18 protein-coding genes and 1 pseudogene are annotated in these 23,347 nt (G+C 48.1%); 18 read left to right on the top strand and 1 reads right to left on the bottom strand.

All coding sequences use genetic code 11. The features are described from left to right. Positions 1-8 precede the first annotated feature (8 nt). From gucD to AC0YNZ_RS04165, 12 genes and pseudogenes are all read left to right on the top strand, one after another. Positions 9-1,490 carry an alpha-ketoglutaric semialdehyde dehydrogenase GucD gene (gene gucD, locus AC0YNZ_RS04220; protein ID WP_475825397.1) on the top strand — a complete coding sequence of 494 codons (1,482 nt, stop codon included), beginning with the start codon at positions 9-11 and terminating at the stop codon, positions 1,488-1,490. A gap of 20 nt (positions 1,491-1,510) precedes the next feature. Beyond that, positions 1,511-3,499, top strand: a complete 1,989-nt coding sequence (locus tag AC0YNZ_RS04215) for a YjhG/YagF family D-xylonate dehydratase (RefSeq protein WP_475825396.1) — start codon at positions 1,511-1,513, stop codon at positions 3,497-3,499. A 151-nt stretch (positions 3,500-3,650) separates the two neighbouring features. Beyond that, positions 3,651-4,062 (top strand): annotated as a pseudogene (locus AC0YNZ_RS04210) (beta-xylosidase family glycoside hydrolase). Between the two features lie 408 nt (positions 4,063-4,470). Then, on the top strand, positions 4,471-6,078 hold the full coding sequence (locus AC0YNZ_RS04205) for an extracellular solute-binding protein (protein WP_475825520.1): 1,608 nt from the start codon (positions 4,471-4,473) through the stop codon (positions 6,076-6,078). A gap of 64 nt (positions 6,079-6,142) precedes the next feature. After that, the gene (locus AC0YNZ_RS04200) at positions 6,143-7,045 is read left to right on the top strand and encodes an ABC transporter permease (RefSeq protein ID WP_475825395.1); all 903 of its coding nucleotides are present in this window, start codon (positions 6,143-6,145) and stop codon (positions 7,043-7,045) included. Between the two features lie 47 nt (positions 7,046-7,092). Then, on the top strand, positions 7,093-7,983 hold the full coding sequence (locus AC0YNZ_RS04195) for a carbohydrate ABC transporter permease (RefSeq protein ID WP_475825519.1): 891 nt from the start codon (positions 7,093-7,095) through the stop codon (positions 7,981-7,983). A 60-nt stretch (positions 7,984-8,043) separates the two neighbouring features. Beyond that, on the top strand, positions 8,044-9,798 hold the full coding sequence (locus tag AC0YNZ_RS04190; protein ID WP_475825394.1) for a sensor histidine kinase: 1,755 nt from the start codon (positions 8,044-8,046) through the stop codon (positions 9,796-9,798). Continuing rightward, entirely contained in the window at positions 9,791-11,434 is a 1,644-nt protein-coding gene (locus AC0YNZ_RS04185) for a helix-turn-helix domain-containing protein (protein WP_475825393.1), read from the top strand. Before AC0YNZ_RS04190 ends, AC0YNZ_RS04185 begins: the two co-directional genes overlap by 8 nt. 1,015 nt (positions 11,435-12,449) lie before the next feature. Beyond that, positions 12,450-13,883, top strand: coding sequence for a spore germination protein (locus AC0YNZ_RS04180; protein ID WP_475825392.1), 1,434 nt, complete (start codon positions 12,450-12,452; stop codon positions 13,881-13,883). 51 nt (positions 13,884-13,934) lie between these two features. Continuing rightward, positions 13,935-15,098, top strand: a complete 1,164-nt coding sequence (locus AC0YNZ_RS04175) for a Ger(x)C family spore germination protein (protein WP_475825518.1) — start codon at positions 13,935-13,937, stop codon at positions 15,096-15,098. 1 nt (position 15,099) lies between these two features. Then, on the top strand, positions 15,100-15,345 hold the full coding sequence (locus tag AC0YNZ_RS04170) for a hypothetical protein (protein ID WP_475825391.1): 246 nt from the start codon (positions 15,100-15,102) through the stop codon (positions 15,343-15,345). Next, positions 15,342-16,430 (top strand): GerAB/ArcD/ProY family transporter, encoded by a 1,089-nt coding sequence (locus AC0YNZ_RS04165; protein ID WP_475825390.1) that lies wholly within the window; start codon positions 15,342-15,344, stop codon positions 16,428-16,430. Before AC0YNZ_RS04170 ends, AC0YNZ_RS04165 begins: the two co-directional genes overlap by 4 nt. A 588-nt stretch (positions 16,431-17,018) precedes the next feature. Here the strand turns inward: AC0YNZ_RS04165 and AC0YNZ_RS04160 are convergent. Then, the gene (locus AC0YNZ_RS04160; RefSeq protein ID WP_475825389.1) at positions 17,019-17,543 is read right to left on the bottom strand and encodes an ATP-dependent DNA ligase; all 525 of its coding nucleotides are present in this window, start codon (positions 17,541-17,543) and stop codon (positions 17,019-17,021) included. Positions 17,544-17,972: 429 nt separating this feature from the next. Here AC0YNZ_RS04160 and AC0YNZ_RS04155 point away from each other — a divergent pair, with 429 nt between their 5' ends. From AC0YNZ_RS04155 to AC0YNZ_RS04130, 6 genes are all read left to right on the top strand, one after another. Beyond that, the gene (locus tag AC0YNZ_RS04155) at positions 17,973-19,256 is read left to right on the top strand and encodes an alpha-L-fucosidase (RefSeq protein ID WP_475825388.1); all 1,284 of its coding nucleotides are present in this window, start codon (positions 17,973-17,975) and stop codon (positions 19,254-19,256) included. A gap of 496 nt (positions 19,257-19,752) precedes the next feature. Beyond that, positions 19,753-19,929: a hypothetical protein gene (locus AC0YNZ_RS04150; protein ID WP_475825387.1), complete on the top strand. Its 177-nt coding sequence runs from the start codon at positions 19,753-19,755 to the stop codon at positions 19,927-19,929. After that, the gene (locus AC0YNZ_RS04145; protein ID WP_475825386.1) at positions 19,922-20,143 is read left to right on the top strand and encodes a hypothetical protein; all 222 of its coding nucleotides are present in this window, start codon (positions 19,922-19,924) and stop codon (positions 20,141-20,143) included. The genes AC0YNZ_RS04150 and AC0YNZ_RS04145 overlap by 8 nt, the downstream gene beginning before the upstream one ends. Next, the gene (locus AC0YNZ_RS04140) at positions 20,109-20,297 is read left to right on the top strand and encodes a hypothetical protein (RefSeq protein WP_475825385.1); all 189 of its coding nucleotides are present in this window, start codon (positions 20,109-20,111) and stop codon (positions 20,295-20,297) included. The genes AC0YNZ_RS04145 and AC0YNZ_RS04140 overlap by 35 nt, the downstream gene beginning before the upstream one ends. A gap of 48 nt (positions 20,298-20,345) precedes the next feature. Beyond that, positions 20,346-20,888, top strand: a complete 543-nt coding sequence (gene sigK / locus AC0YNZ_RS04135) for an RNA polymerase sporulation sigma factor SigK (protein WP_475825384.1) — start codon at positions 20,346-20,348, stop codon at positions 20,886-20,888. Between the two features lie 518 nt (positions 20,889-21,406). After that, positions 21,407-23,221: a glycoside hydrolase family 43 protein gene (locus tag AC0YNZ_RS04130; protein ID WP_475825383.1), complete on the top strand. Its 1,815-nt coding sequence runs from the start codon at positions 21,407-21,409 to the stop codon at positions 23,219-23,221. Positions 23,222-23,347 lie beyond the last annotated feature (126 nt).

Genomic DNA, 23,347 nt, shown 5'->3' with positions numbered 1-23,347 from the left:
AAAAAGCAATGGCAATCAGCGAACATTCGACGAACACGGAAATTGCGACAATCGACAACTATATCGGCGGGGAATGGAAAACGCCGATCTCCGGCAGGCGCAAGCCCGGATATAATCCGGCCCGCAGCAGCGAAATCGTCGGGCAAGCGCCCGACTCTGGCCGCGAGGATCTAGGCGTTGCGGTAGCATCCGCCGAAGCGGCCCGGCACGCCTGGCGCAAGCTGACCGGCGCCCAGCGCGGCGCATTGCTGTTCAAGGCTGCAGATCTGCTGGAAAGCCGAATGGAGGAAATCGGGCGGGCGATGACCCTCGAGATGGGCAAGACGCTCGGCGAGGCGAAGGGCGAGACGGCTCGCGGCGCGGCTATTTTGCGCTATTACGCAGGCGAGGGAATGCGCCCAATCGGCGAGGTCATTCCGGCGACGGATGCGGAAGCATTAATGTTCACAACACGTGCGCCGCTCGGCGTTGTCGGCATTATTACGCCATGGAATTTTCCTGTTGCGATTCCAGTTTGGAAAATGGCGCCTGCCCTGATCTACGGCAACACCGTCGTTTGGAAGCCGGCAGCCGAGACGGCTGTTACCGCTTCTCTGATTATGGCTTGCTTCCATGAAGCCGGCTTTCCGGCAGGCGTGGTGAACATGGTCATCGGTGACGGCGCCGTCATCGGGCAGGGGATCGCCGAGCACCCGGACATTCATGGTGTCACGTTCACGGGCTCGGGCGCCGTCGGCAAGCGTGTCGGCCAGCTCGCACTGGCCCGCGGGGCCAAGTATCAGCTGGAAATGGGCGGAAAAAATCCGATCATCATCGCCGCCGACGCCGATCTTGATCTTGCGGTTGATGCGACGATCAGCGGAGGGCTGCGCTCCACCGGCCAGAAATGTACGGCAACGAGTCGGGTGATCGTCGTGCGCGACGTTTATGATGCTTTCCGGACGAAATTGCTCGAGAAGGTGAAGACGCTCCGGGTCGGCGACGGCCTGAACGAGGATACGTGGCTTGGCCCTTGCGCCAACCGGAAGCAGTACGATACAGTGCTGCACTACATTCGCAAGGGCAAGGAGGAGGGCGCGGAGCTGCTCATCGGCGGCGATCGGCCGGCTGATCCGGCGCTAGCGGATGGCTTTTTTGTAACACCTGCCATATTCGACCGGGTGACCCCGAGGATGTCCATTGCGCGGGAGGAAATTTTCGGGCCGGTGCTGGCGCTGATCGAGGCGCGCGACCTGGATGAGGCGATTGAGCTCGCGAACGATACGGAATACGGCCTCAGTGCTTCGCTGTATACCCGCAACATCGGTAATGCTCTGAAGTTCGTTCAGGAAACGGATGCAGGGCTCGTCCGCGTCAACGCCGAAACGGCAGGCGTAGAACTGCAGGCTCCGTTTGGCGGCATGAAAGGCTCCAGCTCCCATTCGCGCGAGCAGGGACAGGCGGCGATCGAGTTTTATACGTCGGTGAAAACGGTGTTCGTGAAGCCTTAACCGGGAGGGGGAAACGCACGATGGAGGATCTGTTAAAAGCTGTGATGGGCCGGGAAGACGAGCATTATTTCGAGGTGGCCACGCATGCGCCGGGACCATCCGGCAAGCTGCCTCTTACACCGGAGCTGCTGCTTAACGCGCCGAGCGGCGACCTGTTCGGTTGGAGCCAGAATGTCGGCATGGGTTGGCGGGCGGACCGATTGCAGGGCAGGGAGGTGCTCATTCTGGGCACGCTTGGCGGTATCCGTGGCGAGGACGGCACGCCGGTCGCGCTCGGCTTTCATACCGGACATTGGGAGATCGGCCTGTTGATGAAGGCGGCTGCTGAAGAGATCGCCGGGGCGGGAGGCATCCCGTTCGCCGCCCATGTCAGCGATCCGTGCGACGGCCGCTCGCAGGGCACGACAGGGATGTTCGATTCGCTGCCGTATCGCAATGACGCGGCTATGGTAATGCGGCGGCTAATTCGCTCACTGCCTACGAGAGCTGCCGTTATTGGCGTCGCAACGTGCGACAAGGGGCTGCCGGCCATGATGCTGGCGCTTGCCGGCATGAAGAAGCTTCCCGGCGTTATCGTGCCGGGCGGCGTTACGCTGCCGCCGACGAATGGAGAGGACGCCGGCAAAATCCAGACGATCGGCGCCCGTTACGCGAACGGCGAGCTTTCGCTGGAAGAGGCTGCGGATCTCGGCTGCCGAGCCTGCGCGACGCCGGGCGGCGGCTGTCAGTTCCTCGGCACGGCGGGAACCGCGCAGGTGGTGGCGGAGGCATTGGGTTTGACCGTGCCGCATGCCGCGCTGGCCCCGTCTGGCCAGCCGGTCTGGACGGCGATGGCGCGCCAATCCGCCCGGGCAGCCATGGCGCTAGCAAGCCGTGGCCTGACACTTGGCGACCTGCTGACGGACGCGTCCATCCGAAACGCAATGGCGGTTCATGCGGCCTTCGGCGGCTCCACCAACCTCCTGCTGCACATCCCAGCGATCGCGCATGCGGCGGGACTCGCGGTGCCGGACGCCGGGGACTGGGCGGAGGTTAACCGGAGCGTTCCGCGGCTCGTCAGCGTGCTGCCGAACGGACCCGTACCGCATCCAACAGTTCGCGTTTTTCTGGCCGGCGGCGTGCCTGAGGTCATGCTGCATCTTCGACGCCTCGGCGTTCTGGATGTAAGCGTGCTCACTGCGGCAGGCGTGACGCTTGACGAGACGCTGAACTGGTGGGAGACTTCCGAGCGGCGTCGGCGCATGCGCGCTTATCTCGCTGAGCGGGAAGGTATCGACCCGGACACGGTCATCTACAGCCCGGACCGGGCGCGGATTGCAGGCCTGACACCAACCGTCACGTTCCCTACCGGCAATATCGCGCCGGAAGGATCGGTGATCAAGTCGACGGCGATTGACCCTTCGGTTCTGGATGCAGAAGGTGTATTCCGACATGTAGGCCGGGTCAAAGTGTTCACGACCGAACGCGACGCGATCCGTGCGATTAAGACCGGCGGCATCTCAGCGGGCGACATTCTGGCGTTGATCGGACGCGGCCCGTCGGGCACCGGGATGGAGGAGACGTACCAACTGACGTCCGCGCTGAAGCATTTGACCTTCGGCCGGCAGGTATCACTTCTGACCGATGCCCGATTCTCCGGCGTGTCGACCGGCGCTTGCATCGGCCATATTGGGCCGGAGGCGCTAGCCGGGGGTCCCGTCGGACTGCTTCGAGACGGCGATTGGGTGGACATCCGTATCGACACTCGCAAGCTGGAGGGCTCGATCCATATGGTCGGCTGCGGCCCGCAGCCCGGCACGCCGGAAGTCGGCTCGGCTGTTCTCACTGCGAGAGCGCCTCATCCCGGATTGTCGGAGGATCCCGGGCTCCCGGACGATACCCGTCTGTGGGCCGCGCTGCAATCAGCCAGCGGCGGAACCTGGCAGGGCTGCGTCTACGACACGAATCGTATCATCCGGACTCTGGAAGCCGGCATGCGAGCGCTAGCGGCGGAAGGTGCCGGCAAATAGTCCAAAAAACGAAAAGGAGAAACGCCAACTATGAGCACGATAGCTAATCCGATTCTGAGGGGCTTTAATCCAGATCCGTCGATTCTTCGCGCAGTCGTTCGCGGTCGAAGCCGAGACAGTAGTCGAATTCGAGCCTGACACGTATCAGCAGATGGCGGGCTTGGTTTACTACTACAACGCGAAAAACTGGTTTTATTTGCGAATCAGCCGCGACGAAGAGCTGGGCAAAAGCATCACCATCCTGACAAGTAATCAGGGGCAATACGACGAGCCGCTGGAGGGACATTTCCGTCGACGGCTGGGAGCGGGTTTATTTGAAGCTGACGCTGAACTACGAAACGTCCCAATTTCACTATTCGGCTGACGGGCACGAATGGACGGCGATCGGGCCCGAACTGGAGGCCGGTCGGATGTCCGACGAGAATGCTGAGGCGAAGCGCGGCGGATTTTTGCTCGACCAAGGCTTCACCGGAGCGTTCGTCGGCGTGTGCGTCCAGGATTTAAGCGGTGCCCGAAAGCATGCGGATTTCGATTATTTTGTTTATCGTGAGATGGAAGAATAACCGCATCAAAGATTTGTAATTCCATATGATCGGTATGCAAGCGACAACGGACGCAGCCCGACCCTTTCTCAATCGAAAAGGTCGGGTATTTGCCGTGGCGAAGGAACTTCGTATAATGATGAATATTCGAAATGGCAGTATTTTTGGTAAGCGCTTGCAATTAGTAAACGCGGGTTAACAAAGTAAAAAGATGAAAATTGTAGGCACAATTGTGGAACATTATAATGAAAGCGTAGCCATCATAAACGGCATATCACAAATATTGAAATGGGGGATTCGGAAATGAAACAAAATAAACGAAAAAACTCCTATACCAAAGGAATGACGCTGCTGCTGGCGGCGGTCATGCTGACTTCGGCATGCAGCGCCAATACCGGAGGGAACAACAATGGGTCGGCAGAGCAAAATATGACTGATTCCGGCAATGGATCGGCTGTTGGAAACGAGACGGTCGCGGAGCCGCTTGGAAAGTTTGATCCGCCTATTGAAGTGACGACCGTCCGAAGCCTGAGCGATGTCGTCGAGAACAACGTACTTGGCGTGTTGAAGGACGAAACGCTGGAAGACAACAGATGGTCCCGCATCTACGAGGAGCAGCTCGGCATCAAAATCAAATACAAATGGGTCGTCAAAGGCTCGGACACCTCGGATCAATATTTGCAGAAGATGAACGTTACGCTCGCATCCGGGGATCTGCCCGACATTGTTCCGGTCAATGCGATCCAGCTGAAGCAGCTTACGGATTCGGATCAGATCGAGGACATGACACAATTATATGAGAAATATGCATCTCCGCTGCTGAAGGATATTTTATCGCAGGAAGGGACTAGCCCTTTTGACGCAGCGACTTACGACGGCAAGCTGATGGCGATTCCGCAGGTGGATCCGTCGATCGAACGTTCCATGTTTGTCTGGGTACGCACGGATTGGCTGGACAAGCTCGGGCTCCAGCCTCCGAAATCGATGGATGATGTACTGGCAATTTCAAAAGCATTTACCGAGAACGATCCGGATGGCAACGGAAAGAAGGACACGTACGGTCTCGGCATGACCAAAGGTCTCTGGGGAGGAGCTATGGGCCTCGAAGGTTTTATGGCCGGCTTTAAAGCATATCCGAATATTTGGGTTGAGAACGAATCCGGACAGCTTGAGTTTGGCAGCATTCAGCCTGAGGCGAAAAAAGCTCTGCAAGTGCTGCAGGACATGGTGAAGCAGGGACAGCTCGATAAGGAGTTCGGAACGAAGGACGGCGGCAAGGTGGCCGAGCAGATTTCGGCGGGGAAAATCGGCATGGAGTATGGCGAGCAATGGAACTCCATCTGGCCGCTCCAGCTGAGCAAGGATAATGACAAAAACGCGAAATGGCGGGCGTTCCCGATCGTATCGGAGACGAGTGAAACGCCGAAGGTGCCGCTGAAGTTCAGTACCACGAAATTTTTCGCGGTTAGAAAAGGCGCCGAAAATCCGGAAGCGATAATCAAGCTCTTCAATATGCACGTGGAGAAAAACTGGGGTGAAACGGCTGAATTTGATAAGTATTATGCGCCGAAGGAAGCTGAAAGCGTATGGCAATTGTCACCTGTAACCCCGGCTCCTCCCAAGAAAAATCTCGAGGCGTTTCGTCAGATCGACGCGGCCCGTAAAGCCGGCGATATGTCGACGCTTAAGGGCGAAGCGCAGACGATTCAGGAGAAGATCGATCTTTACAATTCCGGCGCTACCGAAGGCTTTGCCGTATGGGGCTGGGAACGTATTTACGGTCCAGAAGGCTCGATAGGAATTACCGATCAGTACGATAAGAACAAGTTGTTCCTCCTTGACAAATTTGTAGGCGCGCCTACGGCAACAATGGTCGAGCGTAAAACGACACTGGAGAAAATGCAAAACGAGGTGTTCATCAAGATCATCCTTGGCCAACCGATCGAGGAGTTCGACAAGTTCGTCGCAGATTGGAAGAAGCTTGGCGGCGATCAAATCACGCAGGAAGTCAATGATTGGTACGCATCCAATAAGTAGAGGCTAACAGGGGGAGCGCGCATTCATGGCGGCTCTCCCCGCCTATGCATCGGAGGAAAATATAATGAAGAGCGCAAGGACGAGGAGAGAGCTACCTTTTCACTTGATGATTTTACCGGGTTTGCTGTTTATCGTGATTTTTTCATATATTCCAATGGCCGGGATCACGATCGCTTTCCAAAAATTCATTCCCGCCAGAGGGCTTTTCGGTGAGCAGAAATGGGTGGGGTGGGAGAACTTCAGCTATGTTTTGGAGCTGCCGAGCTTTGGACAGGTGCTTTGGAACACGCTTTACATTTCCAGCTTTAAGCTTGTGCTCGGTCTGCTTGTACCGATCATCTTTGCAATTCTGTTAAATGAGCTGAAGAATGAGAAGATTAAGAGGTCGATCCAAACGACGATTTATCTGCCTTATTTTTTGTCATGGGTTGTGCTTGGCGGTATTCTGATCGATCTGTTGTCCCCCTCGGGCGGCATTGTTAACGCATTGCTGAAGTCTTTTTCCATCGAGCCCATCTTTTTTTTGGGGGACAACAAGTGGTTTCCGGCTACTCTGATCGTCTCAGATATTTGGAAAAGCTTCGGTTACGGAACTATTGTATATTTGGCGGCTATTACCGGCATCGATCCGGGCTTGTATGAGGCTGCGACGATCGACGGCGCGAATCGCTGGAAAAAAGTATGGTATATTACGCTGCCCGGCATGCGAATGGTCATCGTGCTGTTGTCGGTGCTTAGTCTCGGTCAGTTATTGAATGCGGGATTTGATCAGGTGTTCAACTTGTACAGCCCTCAAGTATATGAGAGCGGCGATATACTGGATACGTTTGTGTACCGGATCGGACTTCTCGATGCGCAATACGGCGTGGCTACTGCTGTCGGATTTTTCAAATCAATCGTATCTCTCATTCTGATATCGGGCTCGTATTTCCTTGCTTACCGGTTCGCCAAATACAGAATTTTTTAGGAGGTTCCACCATGTCAGGTAACTCTGCCAAATCGGATTCATCCATCATGTACCGTTCACCGAAAACCGGCAAGCGCTTCGACTGGTTCGCTGTCGTGAACGCTGTATTTCTGATAGCGGTTGCTCTCCTGTGCGTGCTCCCGCTTCTTCATATTATCGCCTTATCGTTCAGTTCCAACGCCGCAGCATCAGCAGGTTATGTGAAGCTTTGGCCGGTGGATTTCACTTTGGCTTCTTATGATTTTACGGCAGGAAGGGAAGGCTTCTGGCGATCTATGCTGATCTCCCTGGAGCGAATCGCCATTGGTACCCCGCTGAATCTTTTGCTTACGATTCTTGTTGCCTATCCGTTATCCAAAGAGACGCAGCATTTCCGTTACCGGCTCGTGTATGCCTGGATTTTCTTCGTGACCATGCTGTTCAACGGCGGCCTTATCCCGTGGTACGTTACGATTAAACAACTTGGTCTGCTGGATTCCATCTGGGCTCTGGTTCTACCCGGTGCGGTTCCGGTGTTCAGCATCGTGCTGTTGCTTAATTTTTTCCGTGAGGTGCCCAAAGAGCTGGAGGAGTCCGCTATTATCGACGGAGCGGGACAATGGACGACCTTATGGCGAATCTATGTACCGATTTCCAAGCCGGCGATTGCCACGCTTGCGCTGTTCTCGATGGTGGAGCACTGGAACAGCTGGTTTGACGGTCTCATATTGATGGGGGACCCTATTCGTTATCCGCTGCAGAGCTACATTCAAACGATTGTCATCCAGATGAATTTTGGTTCGATGTCGCGCGAAGATTTGATGAATCTGGCTCTTATTTCGGACAGAACGTTAAAAGCGTCACAAATTTTTCTCGGATCACTCCCGATTATCGCCGCTTACCCTTTCTTGCAAAAATACTTTGTCAAGGGGATCGTGCTTGGAAGCGTAAAAGGATAGCGCAGCAGGTACCGGGGAAGGGTGATGTATACTAGAGGAAAAGATCTGGGGGAAACTGTTTTGGTTAGACGTCCCGAATTCTCATTACGAAATACAATCTTCATCCGGTTGATCGTCACCTTTCTGCTGATCATGGTGCCTGTCGCGCTGCTCGGCATTTATATTTATCACTGGGGCATCCGAACCGCGAGCGAAGACATCTCGAAGACGGCCGTCTCCCAAATCTCGTTCTATCTGAACGATCTGGAGAATGAAATTGAGCGAATGAAGCTCCTTCAGTACGGCTTTGTGGAAGACACCGATCTGAACAATCTTGCTATCATTTGGGAATCGATGGGCGACATTGAACGGATGGAAAGCATCAATTCGGTTCTAGGACGTGCCATTACAATGCAGAACAGCAGTGACTACATCTTGGATGTCAACGTTCATATTCGGGCGATCGGCAAAACCATTTCAGCCATTTACGGTGTAAAAGATTTTGACGAAAAGCGTTATGAAGCTATGCGCGCGCTGTTAGGTAAGCAAACCCAATTGACGGATTGGGAGGGTCATCTTCTCCTTATTGCAGCCAAGCCTGCCGGAACGATAGAAAGAGAGCCGCTCTTCATTGTTGAAATCGGGCTTGACAATCTGAAGCTCCAGGAAGCGCTGCAGCAATTCAATGTGTATCCGGATAGCTCTGCCGTCCTCATCACCGGCCATGCCGGATTAGTTCTCGTAAGCGGACAAGGAGTCGGTCGGACAAAGTACGTGGAAGAGCTTAAGAATGATCTCTTGAAGATAGCTGACGGCAATTCTGAATCGCTTGAGCTTGAAGGCCGCTCCTATTTCGTTTCCCATGCCTACTCCAGTCATCTGGACATGTCCATTTACCGGTTTATCCCGGAGCAGATCGTAAGAAGGCCGCTGGACAAGTTTTATATTTGGGCTTGGCTTTTCGCGTTTGTCTCGCTCATCATCATTATGGTTTATGCCTTATCGACATACAAGTTTATCCACAAACCTCTGCTTAAGCTGGTCAAAGGATTCCGCCGTCTGGAAAGCGGTGATCTCGAGTTGGCCATCGCGCACGATGCAAACGATGAGTTTCGTTATATCTATGCTCGTTTCAATCAGATGGTGGCCAATTTGCGGACGCTTATCGATCAAGTGTACAAACAGAAAATTTTGGCGCAGCGCTCGGAATTGAAGCAGCTTCAATCGCAGATTAATCCGCACTTTCTGTACAACAGCTTCTTTATAATAAACACGATGGCCAAAAGAGGGGACAATGAGCGGATCGAACAATTCTCGGTTCAGCTAGGCGAGTACTTCCAGTTTGTGACCCGTAATGCATCGGATGAGGTGACGTTGAAGCAAGAGATTCATCATGCAATGATGTATACCGAAATTCAAAAGCTGCGGTTTTCACGACGAATTCAGGTCCGGTTCGACGATTTGCCTGCAGCGTTTGAGGAGATACTGGTTCCTCGGCTTATTGTGCAACCCATTATTGAGAACGCGTTCGAACATAGTCTCGAAAAAATGGCGCGAAATGGCGTCATTTCGGTTCAATTTGAACGCTTCGAAGATTGGGCATGCATTATCGTGGAAGACAACGGGAACAGCTTGAGCAACGAGGAGCTTGAGCGAATTTCCCTTGCAATAGTACATCAGGATGACAAGTCTGAAACGACAGGAATGGTGAATATTCATCGCCGGCTTGTCATCACTTTCGGCGAGGGGAGCGGCCTGCACTTATCTCGAGGAGAGCTTGGAGGAATCCGGGTAGCGATCCGAGTACCGCTGGGGGAGGGTAAACCAATTGTATAAACTGCTCGTTGTGGACGATGAAGAGATTATAACGGATGGATTAGCCGAAATTTTGAGCGATCTGCGCATACCGGGACTGGACATTTACAAAGCTTATTCCGGGAGCGAAGCGCTGGAGTGGTTAAATGACACCCGGATCGACATTGTTCTCTCAGATATAAGAATGCCTGAAATCGGCGGATTAGAGCTGATGGAGATCATTCGCCGGAACTGGCCAAGATGCCGGATTATTTTCTTGACGGGCTATAATGATTTTGAATCCATTTACAAAGCGATTCAGGCAAGTGGCGTGCGATATTTGCTGAAGACGGAAGGCAATGCCAAAGTGATTGCCGAGGTGCGTGATGTTTTACGGGAGCTGGACGGAGAGCTGCAGAAGGATCATCTTCTGCAGCAGGCAACGGAACAGCGAAACACGCTAGAGACACTGGCGCATGGCGATTATTTCCGTCATCTGCTGTTCGGTACAGAAGGAGGCATGTCGACAGTTAGAGCGGAAGACTTCCGGAAGCTGGATATTCTGCTCGATCCTCACAAACCGGTCCTGCTGGTTCTAGGCAGTTTGATTCGGACAAGGTCACTGCCATTGTTTACCGAGAGACAGGAAGCGGCGTTAGCCGTCAAGCTTCTTGGAGACGGCTATCTCAGAGAAAAAACACGATCCGTAGGGCTGATTGACAGATATGGCGACCTGCTTTGGTTGATCCAGCCGGAAGACAGTACTCCGCCGGCCGAATCGGCTCAGACGTATGAAACAATCGTGCGGTTCCTTGAAGGTACATTAGAGCATATCCAAGCCGTCTGCTGCGACTCCCTCCAATTAGAATCGTCTTTTACCGTCTGCAGGACGCTTATCGACTGGGAAGTTTTACCGGATGCCTATGAGAGAATCAGGCAATTGCAGTACAACCGGGCTGGTGACGGCGCAAACATGGTGATGACCGTACAAATCGAAGAGAACGATCCGGCCGGGCAGACGAAAGAGCGAGTGCGCAGCGAGAAGTTCGAACAGCTTGCCGGTCATTTGGAAGGCGGGCGGAAGGATGCTTTCATGGAACTCCTGCAAGAACTTTTTATGCCCATCGACACCGGACGGCTGGCGGAAGGCGCCCAAGCTGCGGAGTTATATTATTCTTTGGCCTTGGTGCTTATATCCTACATTAACCGCAGACAGCTTCACGAACAAGTTCCGACAGCGGCATTGCTGCGCTTTGATGCGCATTGCTCGTGGCAGGAAGGCTTTGATTACCTCTCCAGGACAGCAGTGCTGCTATTCACGCTTAGACGAAACGTGGAGAACAGCAGGGCTGCTGAAGCCATTGCAGCAGTCTGCCATTATATTGATAAGCATATCGCTGAAGAGCTTTCGCTTGTTCGATTGGCAAAGTGCGTCCATTTTAATCCGTCTTATCTATCCCGCCTTTTTAAACAGGAGAAAGGTTTGAACGTGTCGGAATACATTGAAGACGCAAGAATCGGGAAAGCGAAGGAGCTGTTTGCATCAGAAGAGCTGAAGATCCAAGAGATCGGGACTCGGGTCGGCTATGATTCGCCGCAATCCTTTACTCGTTTCTTCAAGAAAGCAACCGGAATGACCCCTCAAGAATACAGGGACACTGCTAGGGACGAACTTTAGCCATATTTTATTGAATCCGCGCTAAATTTTTTAGCTGCTTACGATATAATCAACAGTACGAATAGCGAGGCCGACGGTGGAAAGGGTCGGGTTGTGTTCCCGATTCCATCGAATGGTTGTCATTCATAGAAGAAGTGAAGGGTCTTAGAGAATTCAAAGATTATGATACAAGGCTAATAATGCTTCCTTTATATATTTCGAAGAGCGTCCTCCTGGATGAAGGAATTTTTAGGGCTATGACCCGTTGCGTACTTCCATCGTACCGAGGTGCTCGTTTTTATGCAAAGCGGCAATTTAACGCTCTACAGGAATACTAACGGGTAACGATAGTTTGCACAAACTATTTTACAGACTCTTTCATTAATTAAAGAAATAATTTTTGATGAAAAATCAACTGTTTGGACTACTCGATACAAAAGTGGAATTGTTTCAGATGGATTATTGAATCGTCTGTGGGTATGGAGAAATCGAAATCATCAACGGCAGATCACCTAATTAGGCAATGAGCAGGACCCGGGTAACGGGATTTGGATCAAGCTCAGACGATTAAGACGATCTATACTGTAGGTCTGCCTTCTTCTATTGAGCTGATGTTTGAAAATCAGAGCTGTTCGCCTCGGCGACGGCTCTTTTTTTTTTCCACAGAGGGGGGTGATTTTAATGGCATCAGACAACATGAAGGGCATGTTTTGAGAGGGTTCAACGAAACAAAGGAAACAAAGTCTCAATTTCGGGTTGTAATTCGTGAAGCATTCCTAACCAAAACGATCAGCTTCTAAGTAGTGGTCGACTGTTTTCTTATCGATTCCAGACTAAAGTTATAGACTCTTCAGGCAGTTAAAGGATAATTACGATTAAGTTGTGGTTTTCGTCACGTGAAATATTCAAAAAGAATCAATTCGTACTGTTGAATATTTCTGAACCAATTAAACCAATAATATAATACCAATGGGAACGATTACGATAGAAATTATGGAAATTTTATTATCTTGATGGACTTTTGGGGGATATAGCAATGGAGCTGAAATCAGAACATATTAGTACATCTATAGCCCCGAATCTAGAAAAGCTGTTACAACAATTTGCAAATAATGATTTTGTAATTGTCCGTAACTTTAGTAAGGCTGACGATTCACCGTTAGCTTCTATTGTTTACTTAAATATCCTTGTTGATGAGAAAACATTAAATCAACAAATCATTCGTAAAATGACTGAAGATCTTTTCGTTCAGCAGGGACAAGCAGATGAGGTAATTATTGAGTCGTTTCATTCTCTGGGCGAGGTTAGATCGATACAGGAACTGGACGGAATTGTGAGCCTGGTAGCAAATGCGGGTATAGTTATATTTGTTGAAGGCCGCTCCGAAGCGTATGGCATGGTGTTGCCCGGATACGACACACGTCAGATAGATGAGCCGAAGATTGAGATTAATGTTCGGGGACCGCGAGAGGGATTCACTGAAAATTTGCAAACAAATCTTGGCATGGTTTATAGGAGACTGAAAACACCTGAATTAAAATCAAAATCGTATACAATTGGTCGGCAAAGTCAAACAAAAGCGATCATACTATATCTTGAAAATCAAGTGGATCCAGACGTTCTAAAGGAATTTCAAAGAAGAATCGAATCCATCGACTTGAATGTTGTGGTGGATAGCGCTCAAATCGAGGAATGGGTTCAGGATAGCACCTATTCACCTTTTCCCCAGATCCTATATACGGAAAGGCCTGATCGAATCGTTAGTGCGTTAAATAGAGGGAAAATTGCAATGATAATTGACGGAACGCCGAATGCCTTGATTGCCCCTACCTCGTTTTTCGAAATGCTGCACCCAAGCGATGATCTATATGAAAGGTTTTATTTTGCTAATTTTTTGCGTTTCTTACGCTTGATCACATTATTTATTTCATTGTTTGGACCTTCGTTATATATCGCATTGACTACGTTCCATCTGGAAATGATCCCAACGCCGTTAATAATGGCTTTTCTTTCCGCGAAAGCGGGGATCCCCTTTCCTACTTTTGTAGAAGCAATTATCATGGAGGTTGCTTTCGAGATCTTGCGGGAAGCTAGCCTGAGACTGCCTCGCGCAGTGGGTCAATCCGTCAGCATCGTGGGCGCATTAATTATCGGGGAAGCCGCTGTACAATCGGGAATCGTGTCCCGTCCGATGGTAATAGTGGTGGCGATGACGGGTATTGCATCTTTTACCATTCCTTCTTTCAGCACCGCTATCGCTTTTCGTTTGCTGCGATTTCCAATTATTTTTCTTTCGGCTTTTGCCGGTGTATTTGGGATCTCCATAGGCTTGTTCGTCATCATTTTACATTTGTGCTCCTTACAATCCAACGGGGCCTTGTTTTTGGAGCCGGTTGAATCTGAACGTTTGATTCAGACTCTGAAAAAATATGTGCTATTTCCGGTCCGATATAGAAACAATTCGAAGTAAGGCATAATGAATGGAGATATGCACCAAAACTAGGGACGTTATTGATTGGAAGTGAACCAGAAAAGAATGAAGAATGTTAAATGGTTCCTCATTGTGTGTATGCTTGTGTCTTTGATGACAGGTTGTTCGCCGGATGTTATTGAAATTAGCGATATCACATTGGTTATGGCAGTAGGGATCGATTATGACAAGGAAAAGAATAAGTATGTACTTACTGCGTATTGTGTTTTACCTTCATCCGCAAGTACGGAAAAGTCAGGAAAGCTCTCTGCATGGGTTGCAAGTGCAACAGGTACCTCGATTTATGATGCTGCAAAAAATTTGCGGAATCAGGCTAGCAAAAAAATGATATGGCAACACAACAAATTCATTATTGTCGGAGAGAGTGCAGCGCGTCATTCTTTTTACGATATCGTGGATTTTTTAACTAGGAATCGTCAAGTACGTATTACCAGTTATCTGATGGTAAGTGACGGAAAAGCGGCAGATAAACTGAGAGTGAAATCCGAAACGGGAGATTTACTCTCGAACGAATTGTTGGGAAAAACCCGGAATGAAATGGATTGGGGCAAAAGTATCAACCAGACGGTAAAAAATATTGCGAATTGGAACTCCAATCCGTATAGAGGCTTTGTTGTGGGAAGGCTGAGGAAGTCGAAGCTGTCAAATAATTCCCATGATGTGCTTGTTTCGGGCGGTGGTTCTGTGTTTAACAAAGGGGGGTTTATTGACTGGTTGGAGGGGAAAGAGGTGCTTGTCATTCATTTATTGTCGCAGAAACGTCAGTGGAAAAACCTTGAATTTATCGAAACTATGGACTACAAGTCCTCGAAAGTGACATTACTTTATCATGTTTCCAAACAAGTCATATCCAGCAGTTTATCTGACGGAAGTCCAAAATTGGAGATACATTTGACTTTTAAAGCGAATTTGAGTGAAACGAATCATCGGCTAAGACAGGACAATCTTGTGGAACTTGAGCAAACGGCTTCCACGCACATGGAAAACATCATACACGACAGCTTGAATCGTTTCCAAAAGGAATTAAAAGTGGATCTTACTGGTTTCTCTGATTACTTCATCCAGTTTCATCCAATTGAGTGGGAAAAAATGAAAAATGAATGGATGGACATATACACTACGATTCCAATCAAAGTCCATGTCGATGTAAAAATTGATACTTTGGGAATGATCCAAAGTATAGGGGGGAAATAACATGCTTGTTTATGCAGTAGGATTCATTTCCGTTTGTTATGGAATCAAAGAGTTTGCTCGCTTATGGAGAAAAAGTGCGAAATTCAATGCCTTTGTGATGCTGTTATTGTGTGTAGTGACGGCAGGCTATTGTCTTCCAGTCTTCAGCAATGCTTTGCCTACAGTAGAATCTTTGTATAAATTCGTTTTTTATCCAGTTTCTCATTATTTTTTAAACCTTTTGCATATTCATTTGGAGAATTTATGACAGTATATCAAGATAGAATAAACCACGGCCAACTCGCATGCCTCTGTTTCAGTTTTTTGTCGGGCTTCTCGACATTGTATTTGCTCGAAGCGAAAGTGGTTAAACATGATGTATGGATGTCAAACCTTTTGGCCACTTTCGTTGCTATTGGGGTTCTGCGGCTTTTATGCTATGTACAATGGCAGTATCCAAATTCATCTATGATGGAAATATGCGAAAAGTTGTGTGGAAAATGGGTTGCGAAGCTAGTGCTCGTCATTTATCTTATTTATTTTCTTGAATTAGGGGGATTGGCGTATCGGGCGTTAGCTTCCTTCTTTACAACAGCGATCCTTCCTAATACATCTTCGCATGTATTAATTTTTTGCATGGTACTGGCAATTTCTTATGCCGTTTATCTCGAACTAGGTGCGATAGCTCGCGCTATCCAATTTATCCTTCCATTATTTGTATTGGCCATTTGTGTAATTAGTATTTCTATTTTACGGGAAGTGGAGACGAATCCATTCCTTCCGCAATTTCAAAGCGGATTATCGGAAATAGTCTATGGAGGGATCCTTTCTTTCGCATTTCCTTTCGGAAAGATCGTTGTCTTGGGTTTTCTTTTATCACGGGTGAAAAACACAAAAAAAATATTCACAAGTTCCATCATAGGATTATCGTTGTCCAGTATTTATTTGATTGCATCAAGTTATTTGACGTTCGGATCGCTGGGAATGACTTTGACGAAATCGGCAACGTTTCCCTTTTTTTCAGTAATTCAATTGGTTAAATTCGGTGAATACATGGAAAGAATCGAAATCGTAATCATCGCAATTTGGACCATTACCACTTTGTTTGAACTTGTTGTGATTCAATATGTGTTTGTAAAGGTTATGGGACATATTTTCCGGTTTAAGGAGTCGAAACCGCTTGTTTTGCCCGTAGGTTTGTTGTTTTTTGCTATGACGCAGAATAGTTATACGCGTTTGTCGGATTTAATATTCTATAACTATGAAATTTTTCCGTTTTCTAGTCTGGTTCCGACAGCATTCATACCTGTCTGTCTAGCCATTATGACTATGGTAAGGAAACGGCAGCTTTGAAAGATCGCAATCACTTATTTGGCTAATCGCTTAACTGAGGATCTTTCAATGTCTAATTGGGATGCAGGTCATGGTATCATTAACAAACAATACTTTTTTTAATTTTCAAGCTCTCGAAATAGAATAACTAGTTTTTCTGCCCAAGGATGATTTTCAGAAACTATAACACTAGTTCTTCGTCTTTATTCATACGCTTAGCTCCTTCCACTTGCACAAGAAGTGCAGCTGCAGGCCATTTATTTGGTTTTTCATTCATCTCATTAATTGGAGATTTAGCAACAACGTGGGTGGCTTCTTCGCTTCTTGTTGTTTGTGCGCTGAGTGAATTCATGATGAAGAAATTACATGTTCGTAGAAGTGAGCAGATTTTGAATACAACAATGTATATAAAGAGCATACTCCTGTTTCACTCAAAGGGTATGCTCTTTATTATGGAGAGGCATATAGAAAAGACTTACCGAACTTTGAATTCACAGTTCTCTTTCATGTAGTGCATTTACATAAAAAGCTCATTCAATTGAATGAGCTTTTTATAGGATTTTATTGGAATATTCGTGCTTATTTGTGTACAAGTTCTATTACGTACAATTAGATAATACAAAGACAACCTTCGAGTTCATATTGCTTAGCGATGTTGAATAATGCAATACCTGTCTGCTGCACGTAGATGACTTTTCTGAGATGTGGCTGATCTTCGATAGCTGCGTGTAATAGTGCCTTGCGCTGCAGCAGGGGAAGATGCATAACCGATTTCCCAAGATGCTGCAGGATGTCAAAGACAATATAGGTGATAGGGGATTGTTTAGAGGCATTAAGGACATTTTGTTGTTTGCTTGTATTAAAGCGAGCCTTTACAGCCTCAAAATCTTCCTTCAGCGGATCATGCGGATCATAACATATTGCTTCTCCATCTAGGACGGTATCGCGATCTATTTTCAAATGCATTATTTCTGGAAGCCGGATTGTTACATCGTTTCCGTGACGTGTATATAATGTTCGTTTTTCTTGATTTACCAGTTCTAAACGAATCCCATTTCCTTTCGGTTCAAATAGATAATCAGGGTGATCAAAAGGTTCGTCTCGACTATCTGCAAGCATCGGTTTAATAAACATCAGCGGCCTGCCCTTGTCCAGTTAGTGTGCATTATTTTTCACCTTTCTGTTTTCAACTAGGTTTTGTGTTTTCTTTCGAATTATTCATCCCTTTCCTAAAATCAAACCCCTTTTATAAGGAAAACACCGGCTGTCCGCCGGTGTTTCTGATTAGAATGAATGAACTGCAAGGATACGGCTCTGTGAAATTCATAAAATACTTCGGATTATCCATCTCTCATAACAAGACAAAAGTGTACAAAAGACGTGGAATGCCGGAAAATTAGATCACAGCGTCAAAGAATACCTTAAGTGATTCAAAAACGTGATGTGAGAAAAATCGTATTTTTGTTTCATAGATATTAAAATAATGTGATTTTATTTGAAGTTAAGTTGCTTTATTATAATGACAAACAACGAAATTTTATTGAATGAAGGGTTTGATAGAATATGTCCAATAAGAAATTGCAAGACGCCGAGCTCGCCTCCATGTTAAAAAGCAGTATTGTGTTGAAAAGCAAGGATGGTGTGGAGGCCCCTTGGCTGAACCTGAGCGATGAAGACATGCAATGGTGGCGGGATGCGAAGCTCGGTTTTTTCTTCCATTGGGGACTCTACTCCAAACTTGGACGCGGCGAATGGGTTATGTTCAACGAGAATATTCCCGCAGACGAATATGCGAAGCTGGCCGATGATTTTAATCCTCAAAAATGGAATCCGGAGCAATGGGCCAGTCTGGCCAAGGAAGCCGGCATGCAGTATTCGGTTATGGTAACCCGCCATCATGACGGCTTTGCGCTCTGGGATAGCCCGGGCAGCTACGGACAATTCGACAGCATGCATGCCGCCGCGAAACGCGATTTTGTGAAAGATTATTCGGACGCCTTCCGCAACGCTGGACTACGGGTCGGATTGTATTATTCGCCAATGGATTGGCGTTTCCCAGGATACTTCCAGCCGAAGGAACTGCCCGATAATGCGGCGTTGATGAAGGAGCAATGCTATGAGCAAATCCGGGAGTTGACCACGCGGTATGGGCAGATCGATATTATGTGGTATGACGGAGGCTGGCTGGCTCATAGCGGAACGGATGCAACCGCGGCTTGGTTCTGGGATCCGGTCCGGCTAAACGAATTGGTAAGAAGCAACCAGCCCAAATGCGTAATCAATCCGCGATCCGGATGGATCGGCGATTTTCAATGCGACGAAGGTCCTCATGAAGTTACCGGAAACATCATGCCCATCGACTGGGAGAAAAACTTCACGATCGCTTTTCATTGGTCTTATGAATATGAAGAAAGAGTCATGCCGCTGGAAAGCATCATCAAGCTAATGATTGACTGTTTTGTCCGCGGCGGCAATGTGCTGCTTAACGTTGCTCCCAATCCAGAAGGGGAAATACCTGCAAATCAAGTGGAGCGGTTAAAGCAAATTGGAGCGTTCATGAAGAAGAACGGGGAATCGATCTATGGAACTCAGGCGGGGCCGCTCGAGCCGGTAGACAATGTATATGGCATGACATGCAAAGGCAATCATCTTTATTTGCATGTTCAGGATATGACGGCTTTTGAAAACATGGTGTTACCGGCGCTTCAGCAGAAAATCATACAGTGCCAATTGCTTGACGGCACTTCGGTTCCATTCGAACAAAATGAACATGGGGTTTCGATCCAAGTTCCTAAAGATAAATGGGAGCCGCTCGATACTGTCATCAAGTTGGTTGTGGAAAGCTAAATCAAATTTAGTCGTGCAGGCGAAAGCTCCCCGGTACCAAGGGAGGCCACTGAAAAACGTGTGTTTTTTACTTTTGTAAAAAGAACTTCAAAAAACAAAGGCGAATTCCATTCAATTCTGAATGAGAATTCGCCTTTATTTATTTACTTTAATACCTCTTCTACTTCATTAGTCTCAATATTCTTTTGAGATTGACAGTGAATATAGCCATCGCCCCTTGCAACTGCATGCCAATGAGACCCGAGGAAGATGCTACATCATACCCGTGTCACTGATTTTCAAATATAATTCCATCAATCGGTCTGGTGTGAAGCGACATTCTGGGGAATATTTCCTGAGTGTTCCTTTATTTCCGCATGCCCAGCCAACCACCTCAAACGGCATCAACTGCGTTGCTATCTGAGATGGACTTGATCCAAGGTAACGAAATCCTGCGAATGAGTGAGTATATGTGAGATAAACCCTTAAAACCGAGGGATGGATAACGTGGGAAGTTATGAATCGCATACAGGATCTTCAAAAGCTGATTAAGTTAACGGGAGATCGTGCCAAGTTAGATGCTAAGGCTAATGGTACCTATGTTGTCTACAAAACAAAAGATGGGCAGTTTGTGAAAGAATATAGCAATGGGAATATCGAACAAATTGAAAAACAGGAAAATGAACATGAATGAACCAACTGCTGTTATGTTTGTATTCGCTGGGAATAATGGCAGCGGAAAGAGCACAATTCGTAATCTAATTATCGATCGACTTGGGATTAGTGTTAATGTTGATCCAGATGCATTAGCACGTCGTATTGATAACGATAATCCTGAAAAACATAGGGTATCAGCAGGTAGATCAAACCTCTATGAAAAATCTGCTTGCTCATCTTTACCTTCTTGATCACTTAATTGTTATTGATAATAGTGACTTAGATGGTGTGATTGTATTGGAAGCTGAATTCGACCATAATGTGATAAAATATAAGGCTGAGACTATTCCTCATTGGGTAAAAACTATAGAACAGCATTTACAAAATGAAATAGATGATGAATGAACCAATCGTTGTGACATCACAAGGGTTGGTTCTTTTTTATTACCATGAATGATGCTTGAAATGACATCGTATCGTGTCCACAACGTCAAAAAATTCGATATTACAGGTGAGGATCTCGAGGATTTAATTAGTATCGGGACAATCGGTCTGATTAAAGCGATCGAGAGCTTTCAAACCGGCAAAGGGACAAAGCTCTCTACGTTCGCGGCGCGCTGTATCGAGAATGAAATACTTATGCATTTGCGGTCGCTTAAGAAAACCCGGAAGGACGTTTCGCTGCACGATCCGATCGGCACGGACAAAGAAGGCAACGAAATTACGCTAATAGATATCCTCGGCACGGAGGCCGATGATATTGTCGATAAGGTGCAGTTGAAGATTGAGAAGAGCAAAATCTATAAGAATCTAGATATACTCGATGACCGCGAAAAGGAAGTCGTCATCGGCCGCTTCGGGCTGGAGCATGGCGGGGATGAGCGAACGCAGCGGGAGATTGCGAAGGAGCTTGGGATCTCGCGGTGTTATGTGTCGCGGATAGAGAAGCGGGCACTAATGAAGCTGTATCATGAGTTTTATAAACAGAAGAAATAATTAAACGAACGACTTGTAAACAAATGTCTCCCTGTGGAAGAGTACTGAAAATGGATACAGAATTTGTAAGGCAGACCGCTGAACACATCAGTGGTCTATTTTCTCGTGAAGATCTTTACCGGTTTACCGCCTGAGCGGACTGAGCTGAGACCCTTCATCAATTCTTATTGGGATTCGAATCAGTTTCCCATCGGAAAACTAATGCTGCCCTGTAGCGGTAACGTTTGCCGACTACAGGCTTTTTATTAAGGATTGCATTCCAGTCAAATATGTCTTAATATGAAACATGAATTAATGTTTTGATCATTGGATTAACAATTATATTAATACAGTATTTCATAAAAGTAAAAACCTCTCACCAAGAACGACATCAATAATGAGAAAGTCGTCTCCAAACTCGTTATCGAGGTAGAGCGAAGGAATGTAAGGGCATTGACCCAGGAAAATATGGGAGGGTTAACCGCAAGGGTACATGTGGAGATCCATATGCGATATTAATTTATTAAGGGGGCTTTCTTTTGTCAGTACAATATAGCAGATATTCAGGATATCTTTTGGCGCATTTTATCGGGGAACAGCCTGACGGCGAGCAGGTCTATTTCTCCTACAGTGAGGACGGCCTGCATTGGAAAGATCTAAACGCGGGCTTACCGGTTCTGCGTTCCGAACTGGGGGAAAAGGGCGTGAGGGATCCGTTTTTGGTGCGCTCGCCCAAGGAGGACAAGTTTTATCTGATTGCCACGGATCTCCGCATTGCGAACGGAAAGGGCTGGTCCGCTGCGTCGAATGCCGGAAGCCGCGACGTTATCATTTGGGAATCCGCCGACCTGGTGCATTGGTCTTCGCCGTGGGCAGTCACCCTTGGCGTACCGGGTGCCGGCTGCGTCTGGGCGCCGGAGGCCATTTATGATGAAGCCGCGGACGATTTCTTGGTGTTTTGGGCCTCCGCGACGCAGGAGCCGCAGGAAAATGAGCGGAAACAAAAAATCTATAGCGCCCGTACCAGGGATTTCCGCAGCTTTACAGCGCCTGAAAAGTATATTGAACGGGAAAACCACATCATTGACACCACGATCATTGCCCACAACGGTACCTACTACCGTTTTTCCAAGGATGAGACGACTAAGAATATCCGGGTCGAAAAAGGCACATCGCTGGAAAAAGACTCATTTACCAATCTGCACGTTCCGGTTTTGGAGGAATTGTTAGGTGTGGAAGGACCGCAAATTTTCAAGCTGGGCGACCGCGAGGAGTGGTGCCTTATTGTGGATCGCTTTGCTGAAGGAAAGGGCTACCTCCCCCTGCTGACCTCCGACCTTGAAGGCGGTGAATTCCGGGTTCTGCCTGAAGGGTCGTTCGATTTGGGGAAAACCAAGAAACGCCACGGCGGAGTCCTCCCTATTACCGCTGCTGAATGCAGCCGCCTTCTGGCGGCGTTTGGCGACGGCCATCAGGTATTGCCCGGGCAATTCGCCGACCCGGACCTTGTGAAGTTCGGCGACCGCTATTATCTTTATCCTACAACAGATGGCTTCACGGGCTGGTCGGGTACGCAATTTCATGCGTTTTCTTCGGCTGACATGCGTATTTGGAAAGATGAAGGAGTGATTTTGGATCTTGCGACGGAAGATGTACCTTGGGCTGTCGGCAGCGCATGGGCTCCGGCCATTGCCAGCAAAAACGGTAAATATTACTATTATTTTTGCGGCAAAATGAAAAGCGGAGAGAGCGCCATAGGGGTTGCGGTTGCCGAGACTCCGGTAGGCCCGTTTCGCGCACAGCCGCAGCCGCTTGTTACCATGGAACAGACGAAGCGTCTTGGTATCGCCATGGGCCAGGCCATAGACCCATCCGTCTATTTTGAGGATGATGGTACAGCGTACCTGCTGTTTGGAAATGCACACCCTGCAATCGTACGGCTCAGCGAAGATATGGTAAACGTAATTGAGGATACGATGAAGAATCTTGTCGGCCTGCACGACTTCCGGGAGGCGGTCACCGTTCTAAAGCGCGGCGGGCAGTATCACTTCACGTGGTCCTGCGACGACACTGGCAGCGAGGATTACCACGTGAATTATGGCACGGCGGAGCATCTTTACGGGCCGGTAACTTACCGCTATCCGGTTCTTGTCAAAAATAAGGAAAAGGATATGCTCGGCACCGCTCATCATTCGATTCTCCAGGAGCCCGGCACCGATAAGTATTGGATTGCTTATCACCGGTTTGTCACGCCGCTGACCCGGTTTACAGAGGGAAAAGGCTTTCATCGCGAAGTCTGCATAGACCCGCTCACCTTCGGCGAAGATGGGCTGATGCAGCAGGTGCAGCTGTAGAGGATGCCCGCGAGTTAAACGCATCCCCCGCATATAAAACTAAAATATATTATAGTGTACCTGTTGAATTTGCAAATTTTTGAGTGTGAATTCCCTTAGCAGTAAATTACTGTATTTAGATTTGAC

It is taken from the genome of Paenibacillus sp. J2L1-98, from assembly GCF_056269405.1.
The sequence above is the reverse complement of the archived record's forward strand: the minus strand, read 5'-3'. Positions and strand labels throughout refer to the sequence as shown.